Source organism: Hwangdonia sp. (assembly GCF_048381975.1).
Classification (GTDB): Bacteria; Bacteroidota; Bacteroidia; order Flavobacteriales; family Flavobacteriaceae; genus Hwangdonia; species Hwangdonia seohaensis.
The window spans coordinates 695,031-717,723 of sequence record NZ_JBLWYT010000001.1; the positions used below are offsets into that span (position 1 = coordinate 695,031).

Annotated in this window: 24 protein-coding genes and 1 tRNA gene; 16 read left to right on the top strand and 9 right to left on the bottom strand. The window is 36.5% G+C overall.

All coding sequences use genetic code 11. From position 1 onward, the window contains the following. Positions 1-14: 14 nt before the first annotated feature. From ACN5J7_RS03010 to nqrF, 6 genes are all read left to right on the top strand, one after another. The gene (locus tag ACN5J7_RS03010) at positions 15-1,370 is read left to right on the top strand and encodes a Na(+)-translocating NADH-quinone reductase subunit A (protein WP_418602629.1); all 1,356 of its coding nucleotides are present in this window, start codon (positions 15-17) and stop codon (positions 1,368-1,370) included. A 54-nt stretch (positions 1,371-1,424) separates the two neighbouring features. Then, positions 1,425-2,651, top strand: a complete 1,227-nt coding sequence (locus ACN5J7_RS03015) for an NADH:ubiquinone reductase (Na(+)-transporting) subunit B (protein WP_418602631.1) — start codon at positions 1,425-1,427, stop codon at positions 2,649-2,651. Positions 2,652-2,653: 2 nt separating this feature from the next. After that, entirely contained in the window at positions 2,654-3,397 is a 744-nt protein-coding gene (locus tag ACN5J7_RS03020; RefSeq protein ID WP_418602633.1) for a Na(+)-translocating NADH-quinone reductase subunit C, read from the top strand. A 3-nt stretch (positions 3,398-3,400) separates the two neighbouring features. Beyond that, positions 3,401-4,048 carry an NADH:ubiquinone reductase (Na(+)-transporting) subunit D gene (locus ACN5J7_RS03025; RefSeq protein WP_311939490.1) on the top strand — a complete coding sequence of 216 codons (648 nt, stop codon included), beginning with the start codon at positions 3,401-3,403 and terminating at the stop codon, positions 4,046-4,048. An 82-nt stretch (positions 4,049-4,130) separates the two neighbouring features. Beyond that, a complete protein-coding gene (gene nqrE, locus ACN5J7_RS03030; protein WP_418602635.1) occupies positions 4,131-4,853 on the top strand; it encodes an NADH:ubiquinone reductase (Na(+)-transporting) subunit E in 723 nt (240 codons plus the stop codon). A gap of 1 nt (position 4,854) precedes the next feature. Further along, a complete protein-coding gene (gene nqrF, locus ACN5J7_RS03035; RefSeq protein ID WP_418602637.1) occupies positions 4,855-6,165 on the top strand; it encodes an NADH:ubiquinone reductase (Na(+)-transporting) subunit F in 1,311 nt (436 codons plus the stop codon). A gap of 94 nt (positions 6,166-6,259) precedes the next feature. Here the strand turns inward: nqrF and ACN5J7_RS03040 are convergent, their stop codons facing one another. Then, complete coding sequence (locus ACN5J7_RS03040) at positions 6,260-6,718, bottom strand: Na(+)-translocating NADH-quinone reductase subunit F (RefSeq protein WP_418602638.1); 459 nt, start codon at positions 6,716-6,718, stop codon at positions 6,260-6,262. Between the two features lie 175 nt (positions 6,719-6,893). Then, a complete protein-coding gene (locus ACN5J7_RS03045; RefSeq protein ID WP_418602640.1) occupies positions 6,894-7,607 on the bottom strand; it encodes a DUF6090 family protein in 714 nt (237 codons plus the stop codon). Between the two features lie 149 nt (positions 7,608-7,756). Here ACN5J7_RS03045 and ACN5J7_RS03050 point away from each other — a divergent pair, with 149 nt between their 5' ends. Further along, complete coding sequence (locus ACN5J7_RS03050; protein WP_311939504.1) at positions 7,757-8,134, top strand: Na(+)-translocating NADH-quinone reductase subunit F; 378 nt, start codon at positions 7,757-7,759, stop codon at positions 8,132-8,134. A gap of 7 nt (positions 8,135-8,141) precedes the next feature. Further along, a complete protein-coding gene (locus ACN5J7_RS03055; protein ID WP_418602642.1) occupies positions 8,142-9,158 on the top strand; it encodes an FAD:protein FMN transferase in 1,017 nt (338 codons plus the stop codon). Between the two features lie 73 nt (positions 9,159-9,231). Here ACN5J7_RS03055 and ACN5J7_RS03060 read toward each other — a convergent pair whose 3' ends face one another. Genes ACN5J7_RS03060 through map form a run of 3 tightly spaced genes read right to left on the bottom strand, consistent with a single transcriptional unit; the run spans position 9,232 to position 11,281 of the window. Then, positions 9,232-9,996 carry a class I SAM-dependent methyltransferase gene (locus tag ACN5J7_RS03060; RefSeq protein WP_311939509.1) on the bottom strand — a complete coding sequence of 255 codons (765 nt, stop codon included), beginning with the start codon at positions 9,994-9,996 and terminating at the stop codon, positions 9,232-9,234. A gap of 37 nt (positions 9,997-10,033) precedes the next feature. Next, positions 10,034-10,411 carry a GxxExxY protein gene (locus ACN5J7_RS03065; RefSeq protein WP_418602644.1) on the bottom strand — a complete coding sequence of 126 codons (378 nt, stop codon included), beginning with the start codon at positions 10,409-10,411 and terminating at the stop codon, positions 10,034-10,036. 51 nt (positions 10,412-10,462) lie between these two features. Further along, a complete protein-coding gene (map, locus tag ACN5J7_RS03070; RefSeq protein WP_418602646.1) occupies positions 10,463-11,281 on the bottom strand; it encodes a type I methionyl aminopeptidase in 819 nt (272 codons plus the stop codon). A gap of 122 nt (positions 11,282-11,403) precedes the next feature. On the opposite strand from map, the gene ACN5J7_RS03075 reads away from it, so the two are divergent. Continuing rightward, on the top strand, positions 11,404-12,669 hold the full coding sequence (locus ACN5J7_RS03075) for an acetyl-CoA hydrolase/transferase family protein (protein WP_418602648.1): 1,266 nt from the start codon (positions 11,404-11,406) through the stop codon (positions 12,667-12,669). A gap of 12 nt (positions 12,670-12,681) precedes the next feature. Here the strand turns inward: ACN5J7_RS03075 and ACN5J7_RS03080 are convergent, their stop codons facing one another. Together ACN5J7_RS03080 and gpmI are read right to left on the bottom strand one after the other, a co-directional pair. Next, positions 12,682-13,089 (bottom strand): BT0820 family HAD-type phosphatase, encoded by a 408-nt coding sequence (locus ACN5J7_RS03080; protein ID WP_418602650.1) that lies wholly within the window; start codon positions 13,087-13,089, stop codon positions 12,682-12,684. 105 nt (positions 13,090-13,194) lie between these two features. Beyond that, positions 13,195-14,712, bottom strand: coding sequence for a 2,3-bisphosphoglycerate-independent phosphoglycerate mutase (gpmI, locus tag ACN5J7_RS03085; protein ID WP_418602652.1), 1,518 nt, complete (start codon positions 14,710-14,712; stop codon positions 13,195-13,197). Between the two features lie 259 nt (positions 14,713-14,971). Here gpmI and ACN5J7_RS03090 point away from each other — a divergent pair, with 259 nt between their 5' ends. Beyond that, a complete protein-coding gene (locus ACN5J7_RS03090; protein ID WP_311939524.1) occupies positions 14,972-15,355 on the top strand; it encodes an ankyrin repeat domain-containing protein in 384 nt (127 codons plus the stop codon). A gap of 72 nt (positions 15,356-15,427) precedes the next feature. On the opposite strand, the gene ACN5J7_RS03095 is transcribed toward ACN5J7_RS03090, so the two are convergent. Further along, the gene (locus ACN5J7_RS03095; RefSeq protein WP_418602654.1) at positions 15,428-16,195 is read right to left on the bottom strand and encodes a M48 family metalloprotease; all 768 of its coding nucleotides are present in this window, start codon (positions 16,193-16,195) and stop codon (positions 15,428-15,430) included. A 189-nt stretch (positions 16,196-16,384) separates the two neighbouring features. Here ACN5J7_RS03095 and ACN5J7_RS03100 point away from each other — a divergent pair, with 189 nt between their 5' ends. Both ACN5J7_RS03100 and ACN5J7_RS03105 read left to right on the top strand, forming a co-directional pair. Continuing rightward, on the top strand, positions 16,385-16,810 hold the full coding sequence (locus tag ACN5J7_RS03100) for a GNAT family N-acetyltransferase (RefSeq protein WP_311939531.1): 426 nt from the start codon (positions 16,385-16,387) through the stop codon (positions 16,808-16,810). Positions 16,811-16,859: 49 nt separating this feature from the next. Next, a tRNA-Gly gene (locus ACN5J7_RS03105) sits at positions 16,860-16,932 on the top strand. A gap of 196 nt (positions 16,933-17,128) precedes the next feature. On the opposite strand, the gene pepE is transcribed toward ACN5J7_RS03105, so the two are convergent. Further along, positions 17,129-17,836, bottom strand: a complete 708-nt coding sequence (gene pepE, locus ACN5J7_RS03110; RefSeq protein ID WP_418602657.1) for a dipeptidase PepE — start codon at positions 17,834-17,836, stop codon at positions 17,129-17,131. Between the two features lie 115 nt (positions 17,837-17,951). Here pepE and ACN5J7_RS03115 point away from each other — a divergent pair, with 115 nt between their 5' ends. The 4 genes from ACN5J7_RS03115 to ACN5J7_RS03130 all read left to right on the top strand — a co-directional run bounded on the left by ACN5J7_RS03115 (position 17,952) and on the right by ACN5J7_RS03130 (position 22,638). Beyond that, the gene (locus ACN5J7_RS03115) at positions 17,952-18,752 is read left to right on the top strand and encodes a carboxypeptidase-like regulatory domain-containing protein (RefSeq protein WP_418602659.1); all 801 of its coding nucleotides are present in this window, start codon (positions 17,952-17,954) and stop codon (positions 18,750-18,752) included. Then, a complete protein-coding gene (locus tag ACN5J7_RS03120) occupies positions 18,739-19,539 on the top strand; it encodes a hypothetical protein (protein ID WP_418602661.1) in 801 nt (266 codons plus the stop codon). The genes ACN5J7_RS03115 and ACN5J7_RS03120 overlap by 14 nt, the downstream gene beginning before the upstream one ends. 184 nt (positions 19,540-19,723) lie before the next feature. Next, positions 19,724-20,227, top strand: coding sequence for a DUF6702 family protein (locus ACN5J7_RS03125; RefSeq protein WP_418602663.1), 504 nt, complete (start codon positions 19,724-19,726; stop codon positions 20,225-20,227). Positions 20,228-20,334: 107 nt separating this feature from the next. Next, on the top strand, positions 20,335-22,638 hold the full coding sequence (locus ACN5J7_RS03130) for a M1 family metallopeptidase (protein ID WP_418602665.1): 2,304 nt from the start codon (positions 20,335-20,337) through the stop codon (positions 22,636-22,638). Positions 22,639-22,693 lie beyond the last annotated feature (55 nt).

Sequence of the window (22,693 nt, forward strand, 5' to 3'; positions counted from 1 at the left end):
CAATAAAAATAAATATGTCAAACGACATTCATATTAAAAAAGGTCTGGACATTAAACTTAAGGGTGAAGCTGAAAAAATCGTTGAACAAGCGGTTATAAGTAACTACTACACCGTAAGACCAGAAGATTTTCACAGTGTTATTCCAAAACTTGTCGCAAAAGAAGGTACCACGGTTAAAGCTGGAGGCACTTTGTATTTTGATAAATCTAACGAGGACATCAAATTTTCCTCACCTGTATCGGGGAAAGTCTTGGAAATAGTTCGCGGACCCAAAAGACGCATTGACGCCATTAAAATTCAAGCTGATAAAGCACAGTCTTATCAAGATTATGGAACCTTTAACTTGGATGCTGCAACTTCAGATTCGGTTAAAGCACATTTATTGGCATCGGGTTGTTGGCCGTTTGTAAAACAACGTCCGTACGATGTTGTTGCAAACCCAGACAAGTCGCCAAAAGCGATTTTTATTTCGGGCTATGCAAGCGCACCATTGGCAGCCGATTTAGATTTTACCCTACAAGGCAAAGAAGCAGAATTACAAGCCGCAGTTACAGCACTTGCTAAACTTACAGAAGGCAAAGTGCATGTATCGGTTGGAAAAAAATCCAATTCACCATTAGCGGGTTTATCTGGTATTACGTTACATAAGGTTTCTGGCCCTCATCCTTCGGGAAATGTGGGAACCCAGATTAATAAAATAGACCCTGTAAATAAAGGCGAAGTGGTTTGGACGGTAAATCCGCAAGACTTGGTTATTATAGGAGAATTGTTGCTTACCGGGAAGTTTAATGCCGAACGCATTGTAGCTCTAGTAGGCTCTTCAGTTGAAAAACCAAGATATTTCAAAACTAAAATTGGTAGCGAAGTGGCTACTATGGTTTACGATAAAGGCATTTCAAAAGACGCAAATGCACGTATAATTTCCGGTAATGTTTTAAGCGGAAAACAGGTAGAGCCAGATGGTAGTTTAGATTATTACAGCAATGTGATTTCAGTAATTCCAGAAGGAGACGATTATGAGTTTTTTGGATGGAACAAACCAATCTTCAACAAAATTTCCACATCGAGAGCCATGACATTTTCTTGGTTAAATCCGAAGAAAAAATACGATTTAAATACCAACACCAATGGCGAGCATCGTGCTTTTGTAATTACAGGAACGTACGAAGCCGTTTTTCCTTTGGATATTTACCCGATGCAAATACTAAAAGCATGTATGTATCAAGATTTAGATGAAATGGAAGCTTTAGGCATGTACGAAGTGGCTCCTGAAGATTTTGCGTTAACAGAATTTGTTTGTGTGTCTAAACAACCACATCAAAAAATTATAAGAGAAGGTTTAGACTTAATGCTTAAAGAAATTGGATAATAAAGTGGTCGCTGAGGTTCTCGAAGCGACATTTTAAAATAATAAACTTGAAAAATGGGTTTAAAAAACAGTTTACATAATTTTAAGGAAAAGAATAAAAACAAAAAGTGGATACCGGCATTTAATGCTATCCATACGTTTTTATATTTGCCAAACGAGACCACACATAATGGGACTCATATTAAAGTTGCCGACGATTTAAAACGTACCATGAATACGGTTATTATGGCCATGGTGCCATGTTTAATTTTTGGTATGTTTAATGCAGGTTATCAGCATCATTTAGCTTTAGGCGAAATTCAAGCCGTTACCGGAAGTTTCTTTAGTTCGGAATTTTGGACCATGGATAATTTCTTAATCGGTTTCTGGAAAATATTACCACTGGTAATAGTGTCTTACGGAGTTGGTTTGGGTATTGAATTTATATTCGCCATAATTAACGGACACGAAGTTGAAGAGGGGTATTTGGTAACCGGTATGTTGGTGCCGCTTATTGTACCGGTTGATATTCCGCTTTGGATGTTAGCAGTAGCTGTAGTTTTTGGTGTTGTAATCGGAAAAGAGGTTTTTGGAGGCACAGGAATGAACATTCTTAACCCCGCATTAACCATACGTGCCTTCCTATTCTTTGCATATCCAACTTGGATGAGTGGTGATAAAGTATGGGTTCACGGTGCTGTGGAGCGCGACCAAATGATTGCCGCTGGCGAGAATTTAGATGCCATTTCGGGCGAAACTATTTTAGGAGCTTTAGCACAAGGTAAAGAAATGGCTTATTCGGTCTCGGATATGTTTATAGGATTTATACCAGGCTCGATTGGAGAGACGTCTACCTTATTGATTCTCCTAGGAGGCTTGTTTTTAATATTTTCCAAAGTAGGAAGCTGGAGAATTATGTTGTCATCAGCCTTAGGCGCTATCGCGATGGGATTAATATTTAATGCTGTTGTAGATGCTGGCTGGATTACCGAAAGCAGTAAGTTTTACGGATTAATGAGCACGGTATGGTGGCATCATTTACTCATTGGTGGATTCGCCTTTGGTGCGGTGTTTATGGCTACAGATCCTGTAACCGCGTCGCAAACCACCAAAGGAAAATGGATATATGGTTTCTTAATAGGGTTTATTTCCATACTAATTCGTGTATTCAACCCAGCATACCCAGAAGGTGTTATGCTAGCTATATTATTAATGAATGTGTTTGCACCAACAATCGATCATTATATAGTAAAAGGTAATGTTAAGAAAAGAATGAAACGTGTAAAAGCTAAAGTTGCATAACGATGGAAAATAGAACAGATAAAAATTCATATACTATAATGTTTGCCATAATCATGGTAATAGTAGTTGGTGCTTTATTAGCATTTTTGGCATCGTCATTAAAGCCAAGAATTACTGAAAACGAGCGTTTAGAAAAGCAACAAAACATTTTGTATGCTATGGGTGTTAACGATAACGACGAAACCAGCGCCAATTTTGTGTCGACCAAAGAAGCACCGGGATTATTCGAAAAATATATCAAAAAACAATTGGTAATTCAGGACGGCCAAGTAACTGAAGACGACCAAGCCTATTTAATTGATGTTAAAAAGGAACAAGCAAATGCCAAGGCAGGTATCGCAAGACGCCTACCATTGTTTGTTGGAGAAAAAGACGGTAAAACATATTACATAGCACCCATTAGAGGTAAAGGGCTTTGGGACGCTATTTGGGCCTATATAGCTATGGATAAAGACATGGTTGTGAAAGGTGCATTTTTTGATCATGCTGCCGAAACGCCAGGGTTAGGAGCCAATATTAAACAACGTTATTTTATGGACGATTTTATTGGTGAGCATCTAATGAGCAACGGTACTTTTAAAGGTATTAACGTGGCCAAAGGGAATGCCGATCCAAGAAATGAAGATAAAACAGATAATGCCGTAGATGCCATTGCGGGAGCAACCATTACAGGTGATGGTGTATCAGCAATGATAAGAAACGATTTGAAGCTTTACGTGCCTTATTTTGAAAATTTAAAACAATAAAGAATGGGACTATTATCAAAAAAAGACAGCAGATTAATATTAGATCCATTAGCAGATAACAACCCAATTACCATTCAAGTATTAGGTATTTGTTCTGCTTTAGCAATTACTGCAGAGTTAGAAGCATCTATCGTAATGTCTATTTCTGTACTATTTGTAATGGGGGTTGGTAACGTGGTAATCTCGTTAATGCGTAATGTAATACCATCAAAAATCAGAATTATTGCGCAACTTATTGTGGTTGCTACATTGGTAATTATAGTAGATTTAGTGCTAAAGGCCTTTGCATACGAATTAAGTAAAACGCTTTCGGTATTCGTCGGATTAATTATTACCAACTGTATCATTATGGGACGTTTTGAAGCTTTTGCTTTGGCCAATGGAACATGGAGATCTTTCCTTGATGGTATTGGAAATGCATTAGGCTATGCCGTAATACTTATTATTGTTGGATTCTTTAGGGAATTACTGGGATCCGGAACTCTATTGGGAATACCGGTTTTAGGAGATCCAATTGAAAAAACAGGCTTATATGCTATTGGTTATGAAAATAACGGATTTATGTTATTATCGCCAATGGCGCTTATAGTGGTAGGTATCATTATTTGGGTACAACGTACAAAAAACAAAGCATTAGTAGAAGATCATTAAATAAGTTGGCAGGAAGCCGTCAGCGGTGGGCAGTTAAATGCTAACCGAAGACTGAAAACTGAGAACTGAAGACTAAAAGAATATGGAACATATAGAATTATTTTTCAAATCAATATTTATTGACAACATGGTATTCGCTACATTCTTGGGAATGTGTTCTTACCTTGCTGTATCTAAAAAGGTGAGTACAGCAGTTGGTCTGGGCGCTGCGGTAATTTTCGTATTAGCTATAACAGTACCATTAAACTGGCTGCTTGATCAGTATCTTTTACAACCTGGCGCATTAACCTGGTTAGGTGAAGAATTTGCAGATTACGATTTAAGTTTCTTATCATTCATCATGTTTATTGCTACCATAGCCACCATGGTGCAATTGGTAGAAATTGTAGTAGAAAAGTTTTCACCAGCATTATATAACTCACTTGGTATTTTCTTACCGTTAATTGCCGTAAACTGTGCGATTTTAGGAGGTTCGTTATTTATGCAATCACGTGAAATTGCAACCTTAGGTTTAGCTTTCAATTACGGGGTAAGTTCAGGAATAGGATGGTTTTTAGCTATTTTGGCTATTGCAGCTATTCGTGAAAAAATCAGATATTCAAACGTGCCACCGGCATTACGTGGATTGGGAATCACATTTATTATAACAGGTTTAATGGCCATAGGTTTTATGAGTTTTGGAGGGATGTTAACTGGAGGCGACGAAGAAGCGCCTGTTGAAGAAACGACGGTAAAAGTTGAAGAACCCCAAAAGGATTCGGAACAAGAAAAAGTAGTAGCTAACAACATTAAAGTAAACGAGTAATATGATTTTGGCAGCAGGTACATTAGGAACAATTATAGCAACAGTAACAGCCTTTTTGGTTATTACTTTGTTGTTGGTAACATTACTATTAGTTGTAAAACAAAAATTATCGCCATCTGGTCCAGTTAAAATAACCATTAATGGCGAAAAAGAAATTGAAGTAGCTTCTGGAGGCACTTTATTAACCACTTTAAGCGCACAGAAAATATTTTTACCATCGGCTTGCGGTGGCGGCGGAACATGTATTCAGTGCGAATGCCATGTATTGGAAGGCGGCGGAGAGGCTTTGCCTACCGAAACACCTCATTTTACTCGTAAAGAGTTAAAAGATGGCGCGCGTTTATCATGTCAGGTAAAAGTGAAACAAGATATGGTTATTACCATTCCGGAAGAAGTGTTCGGAATTAAAAAATGGGAAGCCACCGTTGTGCGTAATTATAACGTGGCATCTTTTATTAAGGAATTTGTTGTTGAAATCCCTGAAGATATGGGATACAAAGCAGGTGGCTATATTCAAATTGAAATACCGGAATGTGAAATTAAATATTCGGATATTGATATTACGGCGCATCCAGAAGAGCATGATTCACCAGATAAGTTTCAAGAAGAATGGGATAAATTCGGACTTTGGCCATTGGTAATGAAAAATACCGAAGTTGTTGAAAGAGCTTATTCTATGGCATCTTACCCAGCCGAAGGACGCGAAATTATGCTAAATGTGCGTATTGCTACGCCGCCATGGGACCGTAATAAAAACGGTTGGATGGACGTAAACCCAGGAATAGCATCATCGTATATATTCGCTCAAAAACAAGGTGATAAGGTAACTATTTCAGGACCTTACGGCGAGTTCTTTATAAACGAGTCTGATTCCGAAATGCTTTATGTTGGTGGTGGAGCAGGTATGGCGCCCATGCGTTCACATTTATACCACTTATTCAAAACCCTAAAAACGGGCAGAAAAGTGACTTATTGGTATGGTGGTCGTTCAAAACGTGAATTATTCTATATTGAGCATTTCAGGGAACTGGAAAAAGACTTTCCTAACTTTAAGTTCTATATGGCTTTATCTGAACCTATGGAAGAAGATAACTGGAAAGTGAAAAAAGATATTAATGACGAAGCAGGTGATGGTTTCGTTGGATTTATTCACAACTGCGTGATTGATAATTATTTAAGTCATCACGAAGCTCCAGAAGATATCGAGTTATATTTCTGTGGTCCGCCGTTAATGAACAAAGCCGTTCAGAAAATGGGAGAGGATTTTGGTATACCAGACGAGCATATTAGGTTTGATGACTTTGGAGGATAGATCGCTAAGCGATATTTGATTATAAATAAAACCCAATGCGAAAGTGTTGGGTTTTTTGTTTAAATGGGTGCTTTAAAACAGGGAGATTAATATTCTAAAAGGAAAGTTCTAACTCATATTTTGGGCTATCATTTTTAAGCTCAAAACACTTAGTGTAATCCATGGTATTTGAGACACCATCCAGTTCGCATAAAAAGCCAATTACTGCAATTAAACCATCAAACAACACATCGTTATCGTTTGGGTTTTTAGGTTTGTTGTTTTTATGATGAAGCGGTAATTGATAACCACAAGCAGTTAAAAAAACAGCTTCAATCTGCAATAATTCCAAAGGCGAATAACCATTGAACTTCCTCCCTAAATTTTGATGTACCCTTCCTATGTAATTTAACTGCAATGCTCCGTGGTAATCAGACAAATGTTTCCATCCATCGGTCTTGTCCAATATATTTCCAACGGCACACTGTTTACAACATTCAGGAAACAGTTGGTTGCTGTAATAAGCCGTATAAAGTTTTTTAATTGCAGATTCTAATCGATTAGAAGTTTTCATAAATTGAAAATTTGGTAAATAAATTACAAAAATAATCTGAATTAATAATGTTAAAATTGAAAATTGGCCAACCGTTTTTAAGTGAGATTCATATCGTTTTTCGATTAAAACCTTGTTGGAAGGGTGTAGAAATTAATGTTTCCGCTAGCGGATTAAATGGTTTTTATATACTTTGTTAATCAGTTTTTGAAAGCCTAACAATTTCTTTTAAGTAATCTTCAATCGAGTTTTCTACAAGCATCTCATTAACAATTCTTTCTGTGTAATGCTGTTTTCTTTTAAGCATACTTAAAAAAACAGTGTCTTGTATAAGTTTAAGTTGGCGCTGCGTGTTTGGTTTATAAAACAAGCCCTTTTTAATCATATACGGTTCAATAGCAGTATGCCATAATCGTTGGGAAATTATTTCTTCTTCGCTATAATCTTCCAACACATCTTTCCAAGAAACCAAATAGTTTTTTAAAGTATCGTTTGTAATTAAATTAATATCTCCAGAGCTAATTAAAGATTCTATGGTACCGTTTGATGCATTATAGGTATAACCACCAAACATGTTTTTTCCATAATTAAAAATAGAATCGATGGCTTTGGGATTAGGAAATTTATCAATATTCCTTAAAACGATGTTTTGCTTGTTTAATGTGTTAATATGCAATTCTTTTATTCGGTTAAAATCATTCAGATTATTTTTAAAGTCTTTGTGGAGCGCTTTCAATATAGATATCTCTTTATTTCTATCTTTTCTGTTTTCGTTCCAATTATTAATAGAAAGCGCTATTAAAATACCAATAACGACCAGGATTATTTCGCCAATGGCATATTTGAAGTATTTACCCGTTTTGTTTTGTTCCATAAGATTGTAACGTATTTTTCTAAAGAATTTAATCATAAACCTGCGGTTGTAAGTAAAGGAAGTTAATGGCGGTGTTTAAGTTGATTATAATATCAGTATTTATAACACATAAAATGTTGCAATATCAAATAGGTTTTAAAGTTAAACAATTTTATCTATCATTTTATAAATAGTATTTTTGTAGCATGAGCAAACCACTTTCAAAACAGGAATTACATAATTTGGCAATGAACCATGTTGGAAAAGACTTGGAGCAACGTGGTTTTGAGTTTATTGCCGTTAATAGTAAACTAAAAAAACATCCGCAATTTGTTTGTATCGATAAAAACAAGCAGTATTATTTTGTTATTGTACGCGCTGTAATTTTGCCGGATAACCCCAATAATTACGATGTAGTTTGGATGGAATCCTTTAAAAAGCATGCCCGGGAAAACGATGCAAAAGTGCTTTATGCGGGCGTTGGATTGGGCAATGTAAATGGCGAAAATCTGCCCATTTATTTAAACGAAGAATATTTGATGGAATATAACGGCATACAGGTTTTAGAAACCAATTTAAACTAGACTCAAGATGGGAGGAGATAGAAAAAAGAGTTTTTGTCTGTTGGAAGGCAGTCGATGTCTTATGATTTTGGTTGTCATAATCTCGTTGGTTTCATGCAAAAAAGAACATAAAAACACCATACTTGAAGGTGCCGTTTTTGGGACGTATTATAGAATGACTTACGATTCCGAAATCAACTATCAAAAGCAAATTGATAGCTTGTTTTATGTGATTAATAAATCGATGTCTACCTATCAAGTAAACTCAGATATTTCAAAAATAAATAATAATGAAGATGTTGAGGTTGATACCCATTTCGAAACAGTTTTTAAGGCCTCTAAAGAAATTTATAAAGCCACCAATACAGCTTTCGACCCAACCATAGGAGCCGTTGTAAATGCTTGGGATTTTGGGCCAGAAGGTAAAATAGCCAATCTCGATAGCCTTAAAATTGACAGTTTAATGCAATCAGTTGGATATGATAAAGTGAAGCTGACAAATAAACGGGTTATAAAGCAAAAAGAAACATTTTTAGATTTTAATGCCATAGCAAAAGGCTATGCTGTTGATGTGGTTTCAGAATTTTTGGAAAGTAAGAATGCAAAAAATCATTTGGTCGATATTGGTGGTGAGTTGAGGGCAAGCGGTATTAATATCGAAAAAAAAACGGGATGGCGCGTAGGTGTGGAAAACCCTAATTTTGATGGCACGCAATCCATAAATCGAGCTATAACTTTAAAGGATGAGGCTATGGCGACTTCCGGAACTTACAGAAAGTTTAAAATAGATGAAAACGGGAATCGCTATGCGCATATCATCGACACAAAAACGGGCTACCCAAGTAAAACCAATTTGTTGAGTATTTCGGTTATTGCAGATAATTGTATGAATGCCGACGCTTATGCCACGGCTTTTAAAGCTATGGGAATTGAAAATGTGAAATCGTTTTTAAAAGCCTATAAAGAACTTAAAGTGTTTTTAATTTTTGAAAATGGAGATAAAGAATTGGAAACCTTGGCTTTAAATGATTTTCCTGAGAATTAAATGCCTTGCTATGTCAAACTGAACTTGTTTCAGTTTCTCATAATATTTAAAGTTGTATTTTGTAATTGCGTAACTATTTGTAACAAACCGGAATAATTTCACCTTTTGCCAAACGGTATTTTTCTATCGCCTCCTCGGAAAGATTAGCAGTATAATCCACTTCTTCAACCGTAAAACCAACACTACGAAGTTTATCAAAATAATCGCGACCATAAATACGTACATGGTCGTATTGCCCAAAAATTTTAGCCCGTTCTTTTCGATCTGTAATAGAATCGTCTTCAAACGTTTCAGCCCGATTCAAATCTTGCGGAATTTGCAGAATAGCCATGCCTTTGGGCTTTAAAACACGATACAGTTCTTGCATCGCTTTGGTGTCGTCTGGGATATGCTCTAAAACATGGTTGCACAAAATAACATCGTAGCTGTCGTCCTTAAAAGGAAGATTGCAAATATCGGCTTTTACATCGGCCAAAGGTGAATTCAAATCTGTAGTCGTGTAATCCAGATTTTTCATGGTTTTAAAGCGTTTGTAAAAGGCTTGTTCTGGTGCAAAATGCAGTACACGCTTTTCTGCTGAAAAGAAATCGGTTTCATATTTTAAATACAACCATAAAAGCCGGTGGCGCTCTAAACTTAAAGTAGATGGCGAAAGCACATTGTTACGTTGTGTGCCATATCCGTAGGGTAAAAAAGTTCTGAAGGATTTGCCATCAATAGGATCGGTGTATGTATTTCCTTTTAAAAAAAAAGCTACAATAGGACGGATAATGTAACTTAACCTAATGAGTAAAGGTCTTGGGATTACGTTTAGTATAATTTTGAAGAGTTTTTTCAAATTGTTTCGCGGAGTTTCACAGAGAAATCGCAGAGATTCACTGAGCAGAATTAATAAATCGTTTAATTCCGTTTTTTAATAGTTTGGTATGAAAGTTAATTAATAGTCCCAATGGATAGTTTCCTAATTTCATATATGTTAAAATCTGGGCAGAATGAACATCGGTAAAACATTCCACAGTTTTTAGTTCAACCACAATCTTATTTTCAACTAATAAATCAATTCTGTAGCCATGATCTAATTTAATGTCTTTATAAACTATTGGTAATGCAATTTCTTTTTTAACGTGTAAGCCAATAGATTTCAATTCAAAAAGCAAACATTCTTGGTAAGCAGATTCTAATAATCCAGGGCCTAAAACACGATGCACATTTATTGCAGCTCCAATAATTTTTTTCGTTATTTTGTCATCCATAATCACTTCGTGTAACTCTGTGATTTCTCTGTGAAGCTCTGTGTAATAACTTTAAAGCACCAAAGCCTTCTGCCTAAACTCCTCTTCCTCGTTACTTTCAATACCTAAAGCTTCGTAAATATAGGCAAATGTAGAAAGCAACTCGGGTTTGCCATTTACTAACGCCACATTGTGTTCAAAATGGGCACTTGGTTTGTTATCTAAAGTGGTAATGGTCCAACCGTCTCTATGTTGTTTTATGCGGTGTGTTCCCATGTTAATCATAGGTTCAATGGCCACCACCATACCCTCGATAAATTTTTTGCCACGACCGCGTTTCCCGTAATTTGGCATTTCAGGATCCTCGTGCATTTTGCTGCCCAAACCATGGCCAACCAATTCTCTTACAACCCCATAGCCGTGGTCTTCGCAATATTTTTGAATGGCATACCCCACATCGCCAACACGATTTCCTTTTTTAAAAGCCCTAATGCCTTCGTATAAAGATGCTTTGGTAACATGTAGTAGTTTTTCGGTTTCGGGGGCAATTTCTCCAACAGCAAAGGTATAGGCATGATCACCGTAAAAACCATTTTTTAAAGCGCCACAATCTATAGAAATAATGTCACCTTCTTTAAGCGGCTCGTTTGTTGGGAAACCGTGAACCACTTGTTCGTTTGGGCTCATACAAAGGGTGTTTGGGAAATCATATAACCCTAAAAAACCGGGTATGGCACCATGGTCTCTTATGTGTTCTTCGGCAATTTTATCTAATTGAAGTGTTGTTACTCCAGGTTTTACTTCTTGGGCAAGTATGCCTAAGGTTTTAGAAACTATCAATGCGCTTTCTCGCATCAATTCAATTTCTTCGGGTGTTTTTACTACAATCATCTTTTAAAAAATATGTGCAAAGATACTTAAAAATATAATTCTAATTATTTTGGTTTTATATGACTTTTGGCATTTTCTATCATCTTTAAAACAAATAATTTTGTATTACAAATACCCGAAAAATGTACAAAGTAGGAAGTGCCCAAGAAGTAGTAAAAAAAATTAAAAGTAACGATAGAGTTTATATTCAAGCAGCTGCAGCAGCTCCGCAGTTATTAATGAATGCGATGTCTGAAAGACATGAAGAATTACGAGGTGTTGAGGTTTGCCATTTACACGTTGAAGGCGAAGCGCCGTATGCAAACCCAGAATTAAAAGATAGTTTTCACGTCAATTCATTTTTTATAGGAAGCAACGTTAGACATACATTAACTGCCGGCAACGGATCATATACACCTGTTTTTTTAAGTGAATTGCCTCTATTGTTCAAACGGAATATATTACCGCTAGACGTAGCATTAATTCACGTGTCCGTTCCAGATAAGCACGGTTATTGCTCATTAGGTGTATCGGTTGAAGCGACTTTGGCTGCCATAGAAAACGCAAAAACGGTTATTGCTCAAGTAAACCCTCAAATGCCAAGAACACATGGCGACGGCATAATACACCATACCGAAATTGATTTGTTTGTAGAATGCGATGTGCCCATACCAACACACAATATAGGTAAACCCACAGCTATTGAAAATAAAATTGGGGCTTATGTGGCAAGTTTGATTGACGATAAAAGCACATTGCAAATGGGGGTTGGATCTATTCCCAATGCTGTGTTATCGCAACTTACACATCATAAAAATTTAGGATTACACACCGAAATGTTTTCAGATGGTGTTATCGATTTAATTTTGAATGATGTTATTAACGGAAACTATAAAACCATTAATCCAGGTCGCGCGTTAACCACTTTTTTAATGGGTTCAAAACGATTGTACGACTATGTAGATGATAATCCTTTTGTAGAAATGAGAGCTTCAGATTATGTAAATGATGTTTCAATAATTAAGCAAAACCCTAAAATGGTCGCTATTAATTCTGCTATTGAGGTAGATGTAACGGGGCAAGTTTGTGCAGATTCAATAGGGTCAAAAATGTACTCGGGTGTTGGTGGACAAATGGATTACATCCGGGGCGCATCACTCAGCGAAGGCGGAAAAGCAATTATTGCATTACCATCAGTAACACGTACGGGCATTAGCAGAATTGTACCGAGCTTAAAACCGGGAGCGGGTGTCGTTACTACACGTGCGCATGTACATTACGTGGTTACCGAGTACGGCATCGCAAATTTATATGGCAAAACTATTAAACAACGCATTAAAGCCTTGGTAGATATAGCGCATCCCGATTACAGGGCATCTATCGGAAAAACGTATTTTGAACTGATTTAAATTTTATTTCATTTATTGTTTGAAGAAACTAAAGAAGCCTTTTTTCTTTATAGGCAGGTTTGGTTTGGTATTGGTAAGCATTTGGTAAACTTCACCCCAACCTATAAAGCCACCAATATTTCTATCGTCAATAAATAAATCGGCATGGATTTTTCTGCTAATTTTATTGCTGTATTCTTCTCCCGAAAAGCTACTATTTAAAGCGTAAAAAACAACGCCGTTATTTTCGCAAAAAGTAACAGCTTCGTTTAGCCTATCACCGCACCTATACGTCCATAAAATCAAACGATGTCCTTCTTCCTGTAATTTTTTTAGGGTTTCAAAAGCAAATAGTTTTGGCTTTCCTATTTTTGGATAGGCGTCCTCCACGATAGTGCCATCAAAATCTACGGCGATTATAAGCGTTTGGTTAAAATCCATTTTTCGAATTACAGACTTGAGTTAGACGCAAAAGTACAATAATTTACGCACTAAGTGATGTTTTAGAATTCTAGTACATTAACGCTTTTCAATAAATTTCACAGCTTAAACCAAAGCATGTTGCGTCATCGCTTCAGGTTGCGGAACTCCCATAAGTTTTAAAATGGTTGGTGCCATATCGCCTAAAATACCGTCTTTAATGTCTTTTAAATCGTTATCGATTAAAATAACAGGAACTGGATTTGTGGTATGCGCCGTATTTGGTGAACCATCAGGATTTATCATGGTTTCACAATTACCGTGGTCTGCTATTAACAAGGTTGAATAGCCGTTCTCCAAAGCGGTTGTAACCACGTCTTTCACGCATTCATCTACGGCTTCACAGGCTTTTATGGCGGCTTCCATAACGCCGGTGTGCCCAACCATATCGCCATTTGCAAAGTTTAAGCACACAAAATCAACATCGCCTTTTTGTAATTCTGGTATTAAAGCATCACGTAATTCGTAAGCGCTCATTTCGGGTTTTAAATCGTAAGTGGCTACTTTTGGCGAGTTTCTTAAAATGCGGGTTTCCCCATTAAAAGGTTCTTCGCGTCCGCCGGAAAAGAAAAAAGTAACATGTGGGTATTTTTCGGTTTCGGCAATTCTAATTTGTTTTTTGTTGTGTTTTTCCAATACTTCACCCAGGGTTTCAGTGAGGTTATCTTTATTGAAAATAACTTTGATGTTTTTATAAGTATCGTCGTAATTGGTAAGCGTTACATAATGCAAATTGAGTTTATGCATGTTTTGCTCATGAAAGTTGGTTTGCGTTAAAGCTTCGGTTAACTCGCGACCGCGATCGGTTCTAAAATTAAAGAATATTACAACATCATCGTCTTTAATTTGTGCGATGGGTTGGTTGGTTTCATCAACTGCAATAATGGGTTTTATAAACTCATCGGTGATATCATTTTTATAACTCTTTCTGATGGATTCGGTAATGTTGGTCGATTTTTCGCCAATACCATTCACTAAAGCATCATAAGCTAATTTTATGCGTTCCCAACGTTTATCCCTGTCCATAGCGTAGTAACGACCGGTTACCGTTGCTAGTTTGGTGTTTGTTTTTTCAATGTGGCTTTCAAGTTCGGTTACAAAACCATAACCAGATTTTGGGTCTACATCGCGCCCATCGGTAAACGCGTGCACAAAAGTATTGGTTAATCCAAAATCGTTGGCGGCGTCAATTAAACCCAATAAATGGTTGATATGCGAGTGAACGCCACCATCGCTTAATAAACCTAAAAAATGAACATTTTTATGGTTGTTTTTGGCATAGTTAAACGCATCAACTAAAACCTGCTCGTTATTAAGCGTTTTGTTTTTTACGGCTAAGTTTACTTTAACGAGATCTTGATATACAATACGTCCGGCACCTAAATTCATATGGCCAACTTCGCTATTTCCCATTTGCCCCTCGGGTAAACCAACATGCAAGCCATCGGTACGCAACGTTGCAAAAGGGTATGTTTTATATAGTGAATCAATAAATGGGGTGTGAGCATGATCGATTGCTGAAACCTTTGGATCTGGAGAATTTCCCCAACCGTCAAGAATCATTAAGATAACTTTTTTGTTCATTTTTTGTGAGAATTTTTGAGTATCCAAAGATAGTGAGATTATAAAAAAAATCCTCGATAAAACACCTCAAAAAGCTTTTAAATAACGGATTTTTACGAGTATCTCAACAAAAAAGCTTTAACATAATAAAATGTGAAATCAATGTTAAAAATATGTTATTAATTATTTTTTCTGTAACAGATCGAGATTTTTGTCGTCTCTTTAGTATATCAAAAAACGAAATCAATTCAAATCAATAATCAAATTAAAATCTTTCATCATGAAAAAAACAATCATTATTTCCGCAATCGCATTATGCTTTTCAGTAGTATCAGTAAATGCAAAATCAATTAATGAAACCGTTAAAGATTACAGTGTAGAAACAGTGGCACAAGTCAGCCCTTTTTGTGTGTCTATTGCAAAAGGCGACTTTGAAACCGTTAAAAAACTTGTTAGTTTAGGGGCGGATGTCAATAAGAAATCTAATGGGATGACACCGGTTATGTATGCTGCTAAATACAACAGAACAGACATTTTGAAATTTTTAATTGCTAAAGGCGCTAAGTTAAAAACCAAATGTCCTAAAGGTTTAACTGCTGTTAAGTACGCACAACAGTCTAATGCCAAAGAAGCTTTAGCTATTTTAGAAGAAGCTTTAGCTTAAAAATATAAATAATTTTTAATAATTATTTAGAGCTAGTCACTCATAAAAAGCCTTGTTTAACAAGGCTTTTTATTATTGGTTTTTATACTTTTCAATAGCTTCTTGAATTTTCTCAATTCTATTATCTGGGTCTGGATGCGAGCTTTGAAATTCCGGAACTCTATTAGGGCCAGCAGCATCCTTTAAAATTTCCATAACGCCAATCATTTCTTGAGGGTTATAACCCGATTTAAGCATAAATAAAACACCAAGATTATCGCTTTCTAATTCATCGCCACGACCATTTTTAAGTAACGTTTGTTGCCCAATGCCACTTACCAATCCGCCCATATCGGCACCTACCGATGCGCCGGTTGTTACCGTTTGCCAAAAGTCGCTTTCTGCAATTCGTTCAGCAGAATGACGCCCTAAAACATGACCAATTTCGTGCCCCAAAACACCAGCTAGTTGGTCTTCGTTTTCTAACTTAGAAAACAAGGCGTAGGTAATAAATATTTGCCCACCGGGTAGCGCAAAGGCATTTATAGTGTTTTCGTCGGCCAAAAGATGAAAGTCGTATTTGTATGGCGTATCTTTTGCCATACTGTTATTAACAAGCTTGTTTCCTACTTGGTCCACTAAGGCTTGATATTGGTTGTTGGCGTGTAAGCCACCGTGTTGTTGAGCCATTTGCGGCGCATGTTGTAAACCAATGGCTATTTCTTGATCCGAGGTCATATTAATGGTTTGCACTCTGCCGGTATACGCATTTCTCTCTTTACTATTACATTTTTTAATAAATGCAAAAGCGACTATGGCCAAACCAATTAATAATCTAATCTTAAAATTTCTACTTCTCATAAATAGATGTTTATAGTTTTAAATTTACAAAAAATAATCACTGTAATTTGCAACCTGTTTTAATTTACAATGTAAACACAGGCTTTAGACGCATTTTTTATGTTAGGGTCACGCATTAAATTTAAATGTTTTTAAAATGATGTTTTAATTAATGGTTAGAAAATATTTATCTTCACATAAAAATAGTTCATGGCTTTTCAGTTTAAAATTATTGATAAAAAGCAGATTGATTCCGTGATACCATTAGTTCAAAAACTAAATGGAAATCAAGTGTCTGACGCTATTTTAAAACAACGTTTCTCCGAAATGGTAAATCAGAATTACGAGTGTGCAGGTATTTTTGAAGGCGAAAAATTAATTGGAATTTCTGGCTTATGGTTTTGCACACGGCACTATTCTGGAAAAAGTGTTGAACCAGACCATGTTTTTATTGATGATGAGTATCGCGGCAAAGGTTTGGGAAAACAATTTTTTGAATGGATTTATAACTACGTTAAGCTAAAAGGTTATGAATCAGTGGAATTGAATACTTACGTGAATAATTATCCTTCGCACAAATTTTATTACAACGAAGGGTTTGAGATTTTGGGCTACCATTTTTTTAAAAAGTTGTAGTTTTTGCTTGCAAATAAGTTGTGAGAATGTATATATTTGCATGGCTAATGCGGGAGTAGCTCAGTTGGTAGAGCGTCAGCCTTCCAAGCTGAATGTCGCCAGTTCGAACCTGGTCTCCCGCTCGAAAAGCTCCATGGAAATATGGGGCTTTTTTTTATGCGGATAGGTTATTTTATGGAATTTCGCAATGGTTTTGGCTGGTATGCCCGTGTGAGGGATAGTAGTGGAAAGCCCACAGCGCAGCGAGGACTTGTAGCGGATAGCCCGACCCCACTTCGTGAGCCTCAGCGACCAAGTGGGGGCACGCCCAAAATGCTTTTATTTTAAATGATTTAATTGTGTGCCCGATGTGATTTCGTAAGGTGTTTTGTTATACTCGAAGATTCGCGCTTCTAAGTTGCCTTTCAACACTACGGAATCTCCTTTAACGTGCAGCCAGCTGCCTTCGCGCAAACCAATTACGGGCGGTGTATTGTAGCCGTGAAATTCTTTAATCCGCGTTTCGCGGGTTTCGCCCATGTGTGTACTGTTTGTGTCGGGGTCTAAATAATGCGGATTTATATTAAAAGGCAGCATGCCCAAAGTATTAAAACTGGGCGGATAAACAATGGGCATATCGTTGGATGTTTTTATGGTTAGGCCGCAAATATTGCTGCCTGCGCTTGTGCCCAAATAAGGTGTGCCGTTTGTAAGGGCTTCCTTTAAAACAGCTATTAAATTATTTTTGTATAACTGACTTACCAAAACAAAGGTATTGCCACCGCCGGTAAAAATGGCTTCGGCGTTTTTTATGACTTCAACGGGATTTTTAAACGTATGGATGCCCACTACTTTTTTACCAATTTTAGAAAAAGCCGATGCGGCTTTTTCGGTATATTCATCGTGCGATATACCGCCAGGTCTGGCATAGGGTATAAACAACACCGTTTTGGCGTCTTTAAAAAAAACTGTTAATTCATCTAAAATATATTCCAAATATCCGCTTCCGTGAACTGTAGAAGTGCTGGCTATTATAAGGTTTCTCATCTTATTTTGTATATTAGGTAAAAGTAATGAAATGTAGGATTTAACAAAAGTTTAAAGCGGTTTTTCATTTTATTTAAGATTTGAAACGCTTTCTTTATAAAGTAAATTAAACTTATTGAAACAACTACTACTTATTTTTATATTAATTTTTTCCTGTGATTTAGTTATGGGGCAGGATATTGAGCGCGTTGAGGTTAACGGAATTATTCTTGCAGTTAACAGCGATGTAGAAAATATAACGGTTTACAATACGTCGTCCAATAAAGGTACCATTACCAATGGCAACGGCGAATTTACCATTCACGTGGCTTTAAACGATATTATTGAAATTTCCGCACTGCAATTTAAAGCTCTTTCAATCGCCATTACTAAGGACGTTATAGCCTCCAAACAATTAAAAATTTATTTGGCCGAACATGTTAATCAATTAGATGCTGTGTTGTTGTCCACAGGGCTTTCGGGTGATTTGGTTACCGATATTGATAATGCTGAAGAATTGCCCAAAATAGAACTCGATTTGGGAAACATGAATGCTTTGGAGTATTTTGACGATAATGCCTTTAATAACAATATAGTTAGAAATGAATTAAATAGGATTGTAAGCACAGGACAGTTTTACAACGGTATAGACTTTGCGACGATATTTGGTTTGAACAGGTTGTTGAAACGCAAAAACAAAAAAATGGATTTTTATAAGAAAGATGAAAAACCTAAAGACTTATTGGATGTTTATACCCATGAATTTATTAGTAAAGCCTGTAATATTCCGTTTGAAAAAGTGGACTTGTTTGTAGCGTTTATTGAAACCAATGGCATTAAAGAGGAATTGTATAAACCCGAAAACGAAGTGTATTTAATCGAGTTTTTGATTCAGCAAAGCAAAGAATTTTTGACGTTGAAAGATGCAAAACATTAAATACCTTACTTTTTTAGTACTGTTGTTTGGTTTTAAAGTGGCCGTTTCGCAATCCGTTGAAATTTACGGAAAAGTTGAAAGTGATGTGGGTGTTGAAAATATTCACGTTATAAATAAAACGGCCCAAGTTTTTACCACAACCAATAAACGAGGCGAGTTTAAAATTACTGCAAAGTTGAACGATACGCTTGTGTTTTCGTCCGTTCAGCACATTCCCAAATATATGGTTGTTGGTAATCATACCATTTTAAATAGAACATTGACCGTAAAATTAAAAGAGCAAATAAACGAGTTGGATGAAGTGTTGGTTGGCAAAGTGTTAACCGGCGATTTGCTTTCGGATATTGAGCATGTTGAAGGCCGACCGCCCATTAATTTTTACGATGTTGGCATTCCCGGGTATACCGGTAAAATTGCAACACAAAGTGAACGGCGACTGTACGAAGCTGGAGAATTTAAACCAAAAATGCTTTTGGGGCTTTTAACGGGAGGAATACCTTTAAATCCTATATTAAATGGCCTTTCAGGAAGAACAAAAGAACTTAAAAACCGAGTTGAAATTGAAACGAATGATGCCTTGTTGGAACGTATAAAATCGCGATTGCAGAAAGATTTTTTAGCTTTAAATGAATTGGAAGCCGATAAAGTTGCAGATTTTTTCTATTTCTGCGCAGACGATGCTGGTTTTATGGAACGCTGCAACGGCAAGACCGATATTGAAATTCTTGAATTTTTACAAGAAAAATTAAAAGCCTATAAAGCCAATCTTGAATTGGTTACCGATTGATTTTAAGTTGTGAGGCCCGCGTTAGGGATTAGTAGCCCCTCTGCAAGACAAGGATAAACTCTCTTCCCTTGAGAGGCGTCGAAGGGTTGGGGTAACGCCCACATAATTAACCTATTTTTTTGGAATGCTTTTTGAAAAGTAAATACAAGTTTCAAAATAATTACTTTAGCAAAAAAAAACAGACATGACATTTTCAAAGTCTTTTTTATTCCTTTTAATAATTCCGCTTTTGGGCTTTAGCGCAATGCATAAATATTATGTGAGCGTCACGCAAATAAATTATGTAAAAGAGAAGGCATCTGTACAAATAATATCGAGGATTTTTATTGACGATTTCGAAAATGTTTTGCGCAAACGTTACGATGAAAACATAACCTTGGCAGGCAAAAACGAACCGAAAACGGTAGATGCTTATATTGAACGTTACTTAAGCGAAAAAATTAAAATTAAAATTAATGATGAAACTGCAAAAATCAGCTTTATTGGAAAAGAATACAGCGGTGATATTATGCAATGTTACTTGGAAATTGAAGGTGTTAAGGCCATTAAAACGTTTCAAATTACAAACCAATTGCTGTTTGATTTATTTGAAGAACAGCAAAATATTGTTAAAACAAAAATAAACGAGACACATAAAAGCTTTTTGTTTATTCTTCAAAAAGACAACGCTTTGTTAAACTTTGATTAAAATAAAGTTAAAACTCTTTTAAATTTACTATTTTCGAGCGTTTTTTATGATCATACTTTTATCTAAAAAACGCAATTCTTTAAATTATAAATGTTATTAAATTGAACATGAAAAAAATTGCCTATTACTTTTTGTCCGTAGTATTTATTACTTCAGGGGTTTTTGCCCAAAATCAAGAGCAACAAGAGCGCAAAAAAGGACATACAAACACCAATAAATTTAAGCAATTGTACGATGAGTTTTCAACTCCAAATATGTACAGAGCGGCGTCGGGCGCACCGGGTGTAGCTTATTATCAGCAGCAAGCCGATTATAAAATGGATATTGTTTTAGACGATAAAAACGCTAGGTTATCTGGTTTTGAAACCATTACCTATACCAATAATTCGCCTGATGTTTTAAAATATCTTTGGGTACAATTAGACCAAAACCAACGTGCCAAAGACTCCAAATCACCGCTTATAGAAAGCAGTGGTGTGGCTCCGGTTTTAACACCTTCACAATTCGCAAATGATTACATTAAAGGGCCTTTGGAACGAGGCTTTAATATCGAAGAGGTTAAAGATACCAACGGCAAACCTTTAAAGCACATGATTAATAGAACCATGATGCGTGTGGAGTTGCCAAAAGCCATGAAATCGGGCGACAAATTTTCGTTTTCCATTAAGTGGTGGTATAATATTAATAATCACGTAGATGAAGGCGGGCGCTCGGGTTACGAGTATTTTCCAAAAGATGGAAATAGGGCTTATGTAATCGCGCAGTTTTTTCCAAGAATGGCAGTTTACAGCGATGTGGAAGGTTGGCAGAATTCTCAATTTTGGGGACGTGATGAGTTTGCATTACCATTTGGCGACTATGAAGTAAATATTACCGTTCCGGCAGATCATATTTTAGATGCCACAGGGAAACTTCTAAATAGAAAGGAAGTGTTTACAAAAACGATGATGGATCGTTACGAGCGAGCAAAAAAATCGTATACCGAACCTGTTATTATTGTAAACCAAGCCGAAGCTGAAGCGGCGGAAAAAGGATTTTCAAACCAAACCAAAACCTGGAGATTTAAAGCGGAAAACGTACGTGACTATGGTTTTGCAACTTCAAGAAAATTTATTTGGGACATGATGGCCGTTAAAATTGGCGATAAAGATGTTATGGCGGTATCGATGTATCCAAAAGAAGGTAATCCGTTGTGGGAAGAATGGTCCACTAAAGCTGTTGCCAGCACCTTGGAAACCTATTCCAGAATGACATTTGATTACCCGTACCACAAAGCTATATCGGTACATGCCGATCAACAAGGTATGGAATACCCCATGATTTGCTGGAATTACGGCAGACCCGATGATGATGGTAATTATAGCGACCGTACAAAATATGGCATGATGGGCGTTATTATCCACGAGGTTGGTCATAACTTTTTTCCTATGATTGTAAATAGCGACGAACGCCAATGGACATGGATGGACGAAGGCTTAAATACGTTTTTACAATATGTGGCGGAACAGGATTTTGGCGAAAAACACCCAAAAGCATTATCGCCTCAACACGAAAGCTTCCCGTCCGATCGTGGACCAGCACATTTAATTGTACCATATATGGGCGGCAACCAAGATTATATTGCTCCAATAATGACCAAAGGGTTAAATACCTATCAATTTGGAAACAATGCATACGGAAAACCGGCTACGGCCTTAAATATTTTAAGGGAAACGGTTATGGGTCGCGAACTATTCGATTATGCATTTAAGGAATACGCGAACCGTTGGATGTTTAAACACCCAACACCAGAAGATTTTTTCAGAACGATGGAAGATGCTTCGGCTTTCGATTTGGATTGGTTTTGGAGAGGTTGGTTTTACACTACCGATTGGGTTGATATAGGTATAAAAGAAGTAAAGAAATACTATGTGTCATCCGAACCTAATGCTTATATGAAAGAATTTATGAAGGAAAGAGGTATTAGTGAAAACCAATTAAGGCCATTGGTATACATGGTTGAAGAAGGTAGCGAAGACTTTAAAGAGGACATGAAAAACCAAACACCAAGTGAAGCACTTTCTGTAAAAGAATACATTATGGATAATTTTACGCCAGAAGAACAAAAAAACATCAAGTCGCCTAAGTATTTCTATAACATTACCTTCGAAAAACCAGGTGGTTTGGTTATGCCTATTATTGTAGAGTACACTTATGCCGATGGCACTTCGAAAACCGTAACCTATCCAGCTCAAATTTGGAGGTTTAACGATAACGAAGTCAAAAAAGCCATTGCTTCGGAAAAAGAAATTGTAAGTATTAAAGTAGACCCGAATTTAGAAACTGCGGATATTGATACTTCAAACAATTCTTGGCCTAAAGAAGTTACGCAAAGCCAATTCGATCAATTTAAAGACAAAATAAACGGATAAAAAAATAAAAAATGGCCAACTTTAATAGTTGGCCTTTTTTTATTCTAACAAACAC

Excerpts from the sequence above, each read along its gene's own strand:
- nqrE (WP_418602635.1), top strand. The coding sequence starts at position 4,131 with ATGGAACATATAGAATTATTTTTCAAATCAATATTTATTGACAACATG.
- ACN5J7_RS03065 (WP_418602644.1), bottom strand. The coding sequence starts at position 10,411 with ATGGATGACAAAATAACGAAAAAAATTATTGGAGCTGCAATAAATGTG.
- ACN5J7_RS03095 (WP_418602654.1), bottom strand. The coding sequence starts at position 16,195 with ATGAGAAGTAGAAATTTTAAGATTAGATTATTAATTGGTTTGGCCATA.
- gpmI (WP_418602652.1), bottom strand. The coding sequence starts at position 14,712 with ATGAACAAAAAAGTTATCTTAATGATTCTTGACGGTTGGGGAAATTCT.
- ACN5J7_RS03010 (WP_418602629.1), top strand. The coding sequence starts at position 15 with ATGTCAAACGACATTCATATTAAAAAAGGTCTGGACATTAAACTTAAG.
- ACN5J7_RS03015 (WP_418602631.1), top strand. The coding sequence starts at position 1,425 with ATGGGTTTAAAAAACAGTTTACATAATTTTAAGGAAAAGAATAAAAAC.
- ACN5J7_RS03055 (WP_418602642.1), top strand. The coding sequence starts at position 8,142 with ATGGGAGGAGATAGAAAAAAGAGTTTTTGTCTGTTGGAAGGCAGTCGA.
- ACN5J7_RS03050 (WP_311939504.1), top strand. The coding sequence starts at position 7,757 with ATGAGCAAACCACTTTCAAAACAGGAATTACATAATTTGGCAATGAAC.
- ACN5J7_RS03020 (WP_418602633.1), top strand. The coding sequence starts at position 2,654 with ATGGAAAATAGAACAGATAAAAATTCATATACTATAATGTTTGCCATA.
- ACN5J7_RS03100 (WP_311939531.1), top strand. The coding sequence starts at position 16,385 with ATGGCTTTTCAGTTTAAAATTATTGATAAAAAGCAGATTGATTCCGTG.
- ACN5J7_RS03080 (WP_418602650.1), bottom strand. The coding sequence starts at position 13,089 with ATGGATTTTAACCAAACGCTTATAATCGCCGTAGATTTTGATGGCACT.
- ACN5J7_RS03075 (WP_418602648.1), top strand. The coding sequence starts at position 11,404 with ATGTACAAAGTAGGAAGTGCCCAAGAAGTAGTAAAAAAAATTAAAAGT.
- map (WP_418602646.1), bottom strand. The coding sequence starts at position 11,281 with ATGATTGTAGTAAAAACACCCGAAGAAATTGAATTGATGCGAGAAAGC.
- ACN5J7_RS03120 (WP_418602661.1), top strand. The coding sequence starts at position 18,739 with ATGCAAAACATTAAATACCTTACTTTTTTAGTACTGTTGTTTGGTTTT.
- ACN5J7_RS03125 (WP_418602663.1), top strand. The coding sequence starts at position 19,724 with ATGACATTTTCAAAGTCTTTTTTATTCCTTTTAATAATTCCGCTTTTG.
- ACN5J7_RS03025 (WP_311939490.1), top strand. The coding sequence starts at position 3,401 with ATGGGACTATTATCAAAAAAAGACAGCAGATTAATATTAGATCCATTA.
- ACN5J7_RS03040 (WP_418602638.1), bottom strand. The coding sequence starts at position 6,718 with ATGAAAACTTCTAATCGATTAGAATCTGCAATTAAAAAACTTTATACG.
- ACN5J7_RS03130 (WP_418602665.1), top strand. The coding sequence starts at position 20,335 with ATGAAAAAAATTGCCTATTACTTTTTGTCCGTAGTATTTATTACTTCA.
- pepE (WP_418602657.1), bottom strand. The coding sequence starts at position 17,836 with ATGAGAAACCTTATAATAGCCAGCACTTCTACAGTTCACGGAAGCGGA.
- ACN5J7_RS03045 (WP_418602640.1), bottom strand. The coding sequence starts at position 7,607 with ATGATTAAATTCTTTAGAAAAATACGTTACAATCTTATGGAACAAAAC.
- ACN5J7_RS03090 (WP_311939524.1), top strand. The coding sequence starts at position 14,972 with ATGAAAAAAACAATCATTATTTCCGCAATCGCATTATGCTTTTCAGTA.
- nqrF (WP_418602637.1), top strand. The coding sequence starts at position 4,855 with ATGATTTTGGCAGCAGGTACATTAGGAACAATTATAGCAACAGTAACA.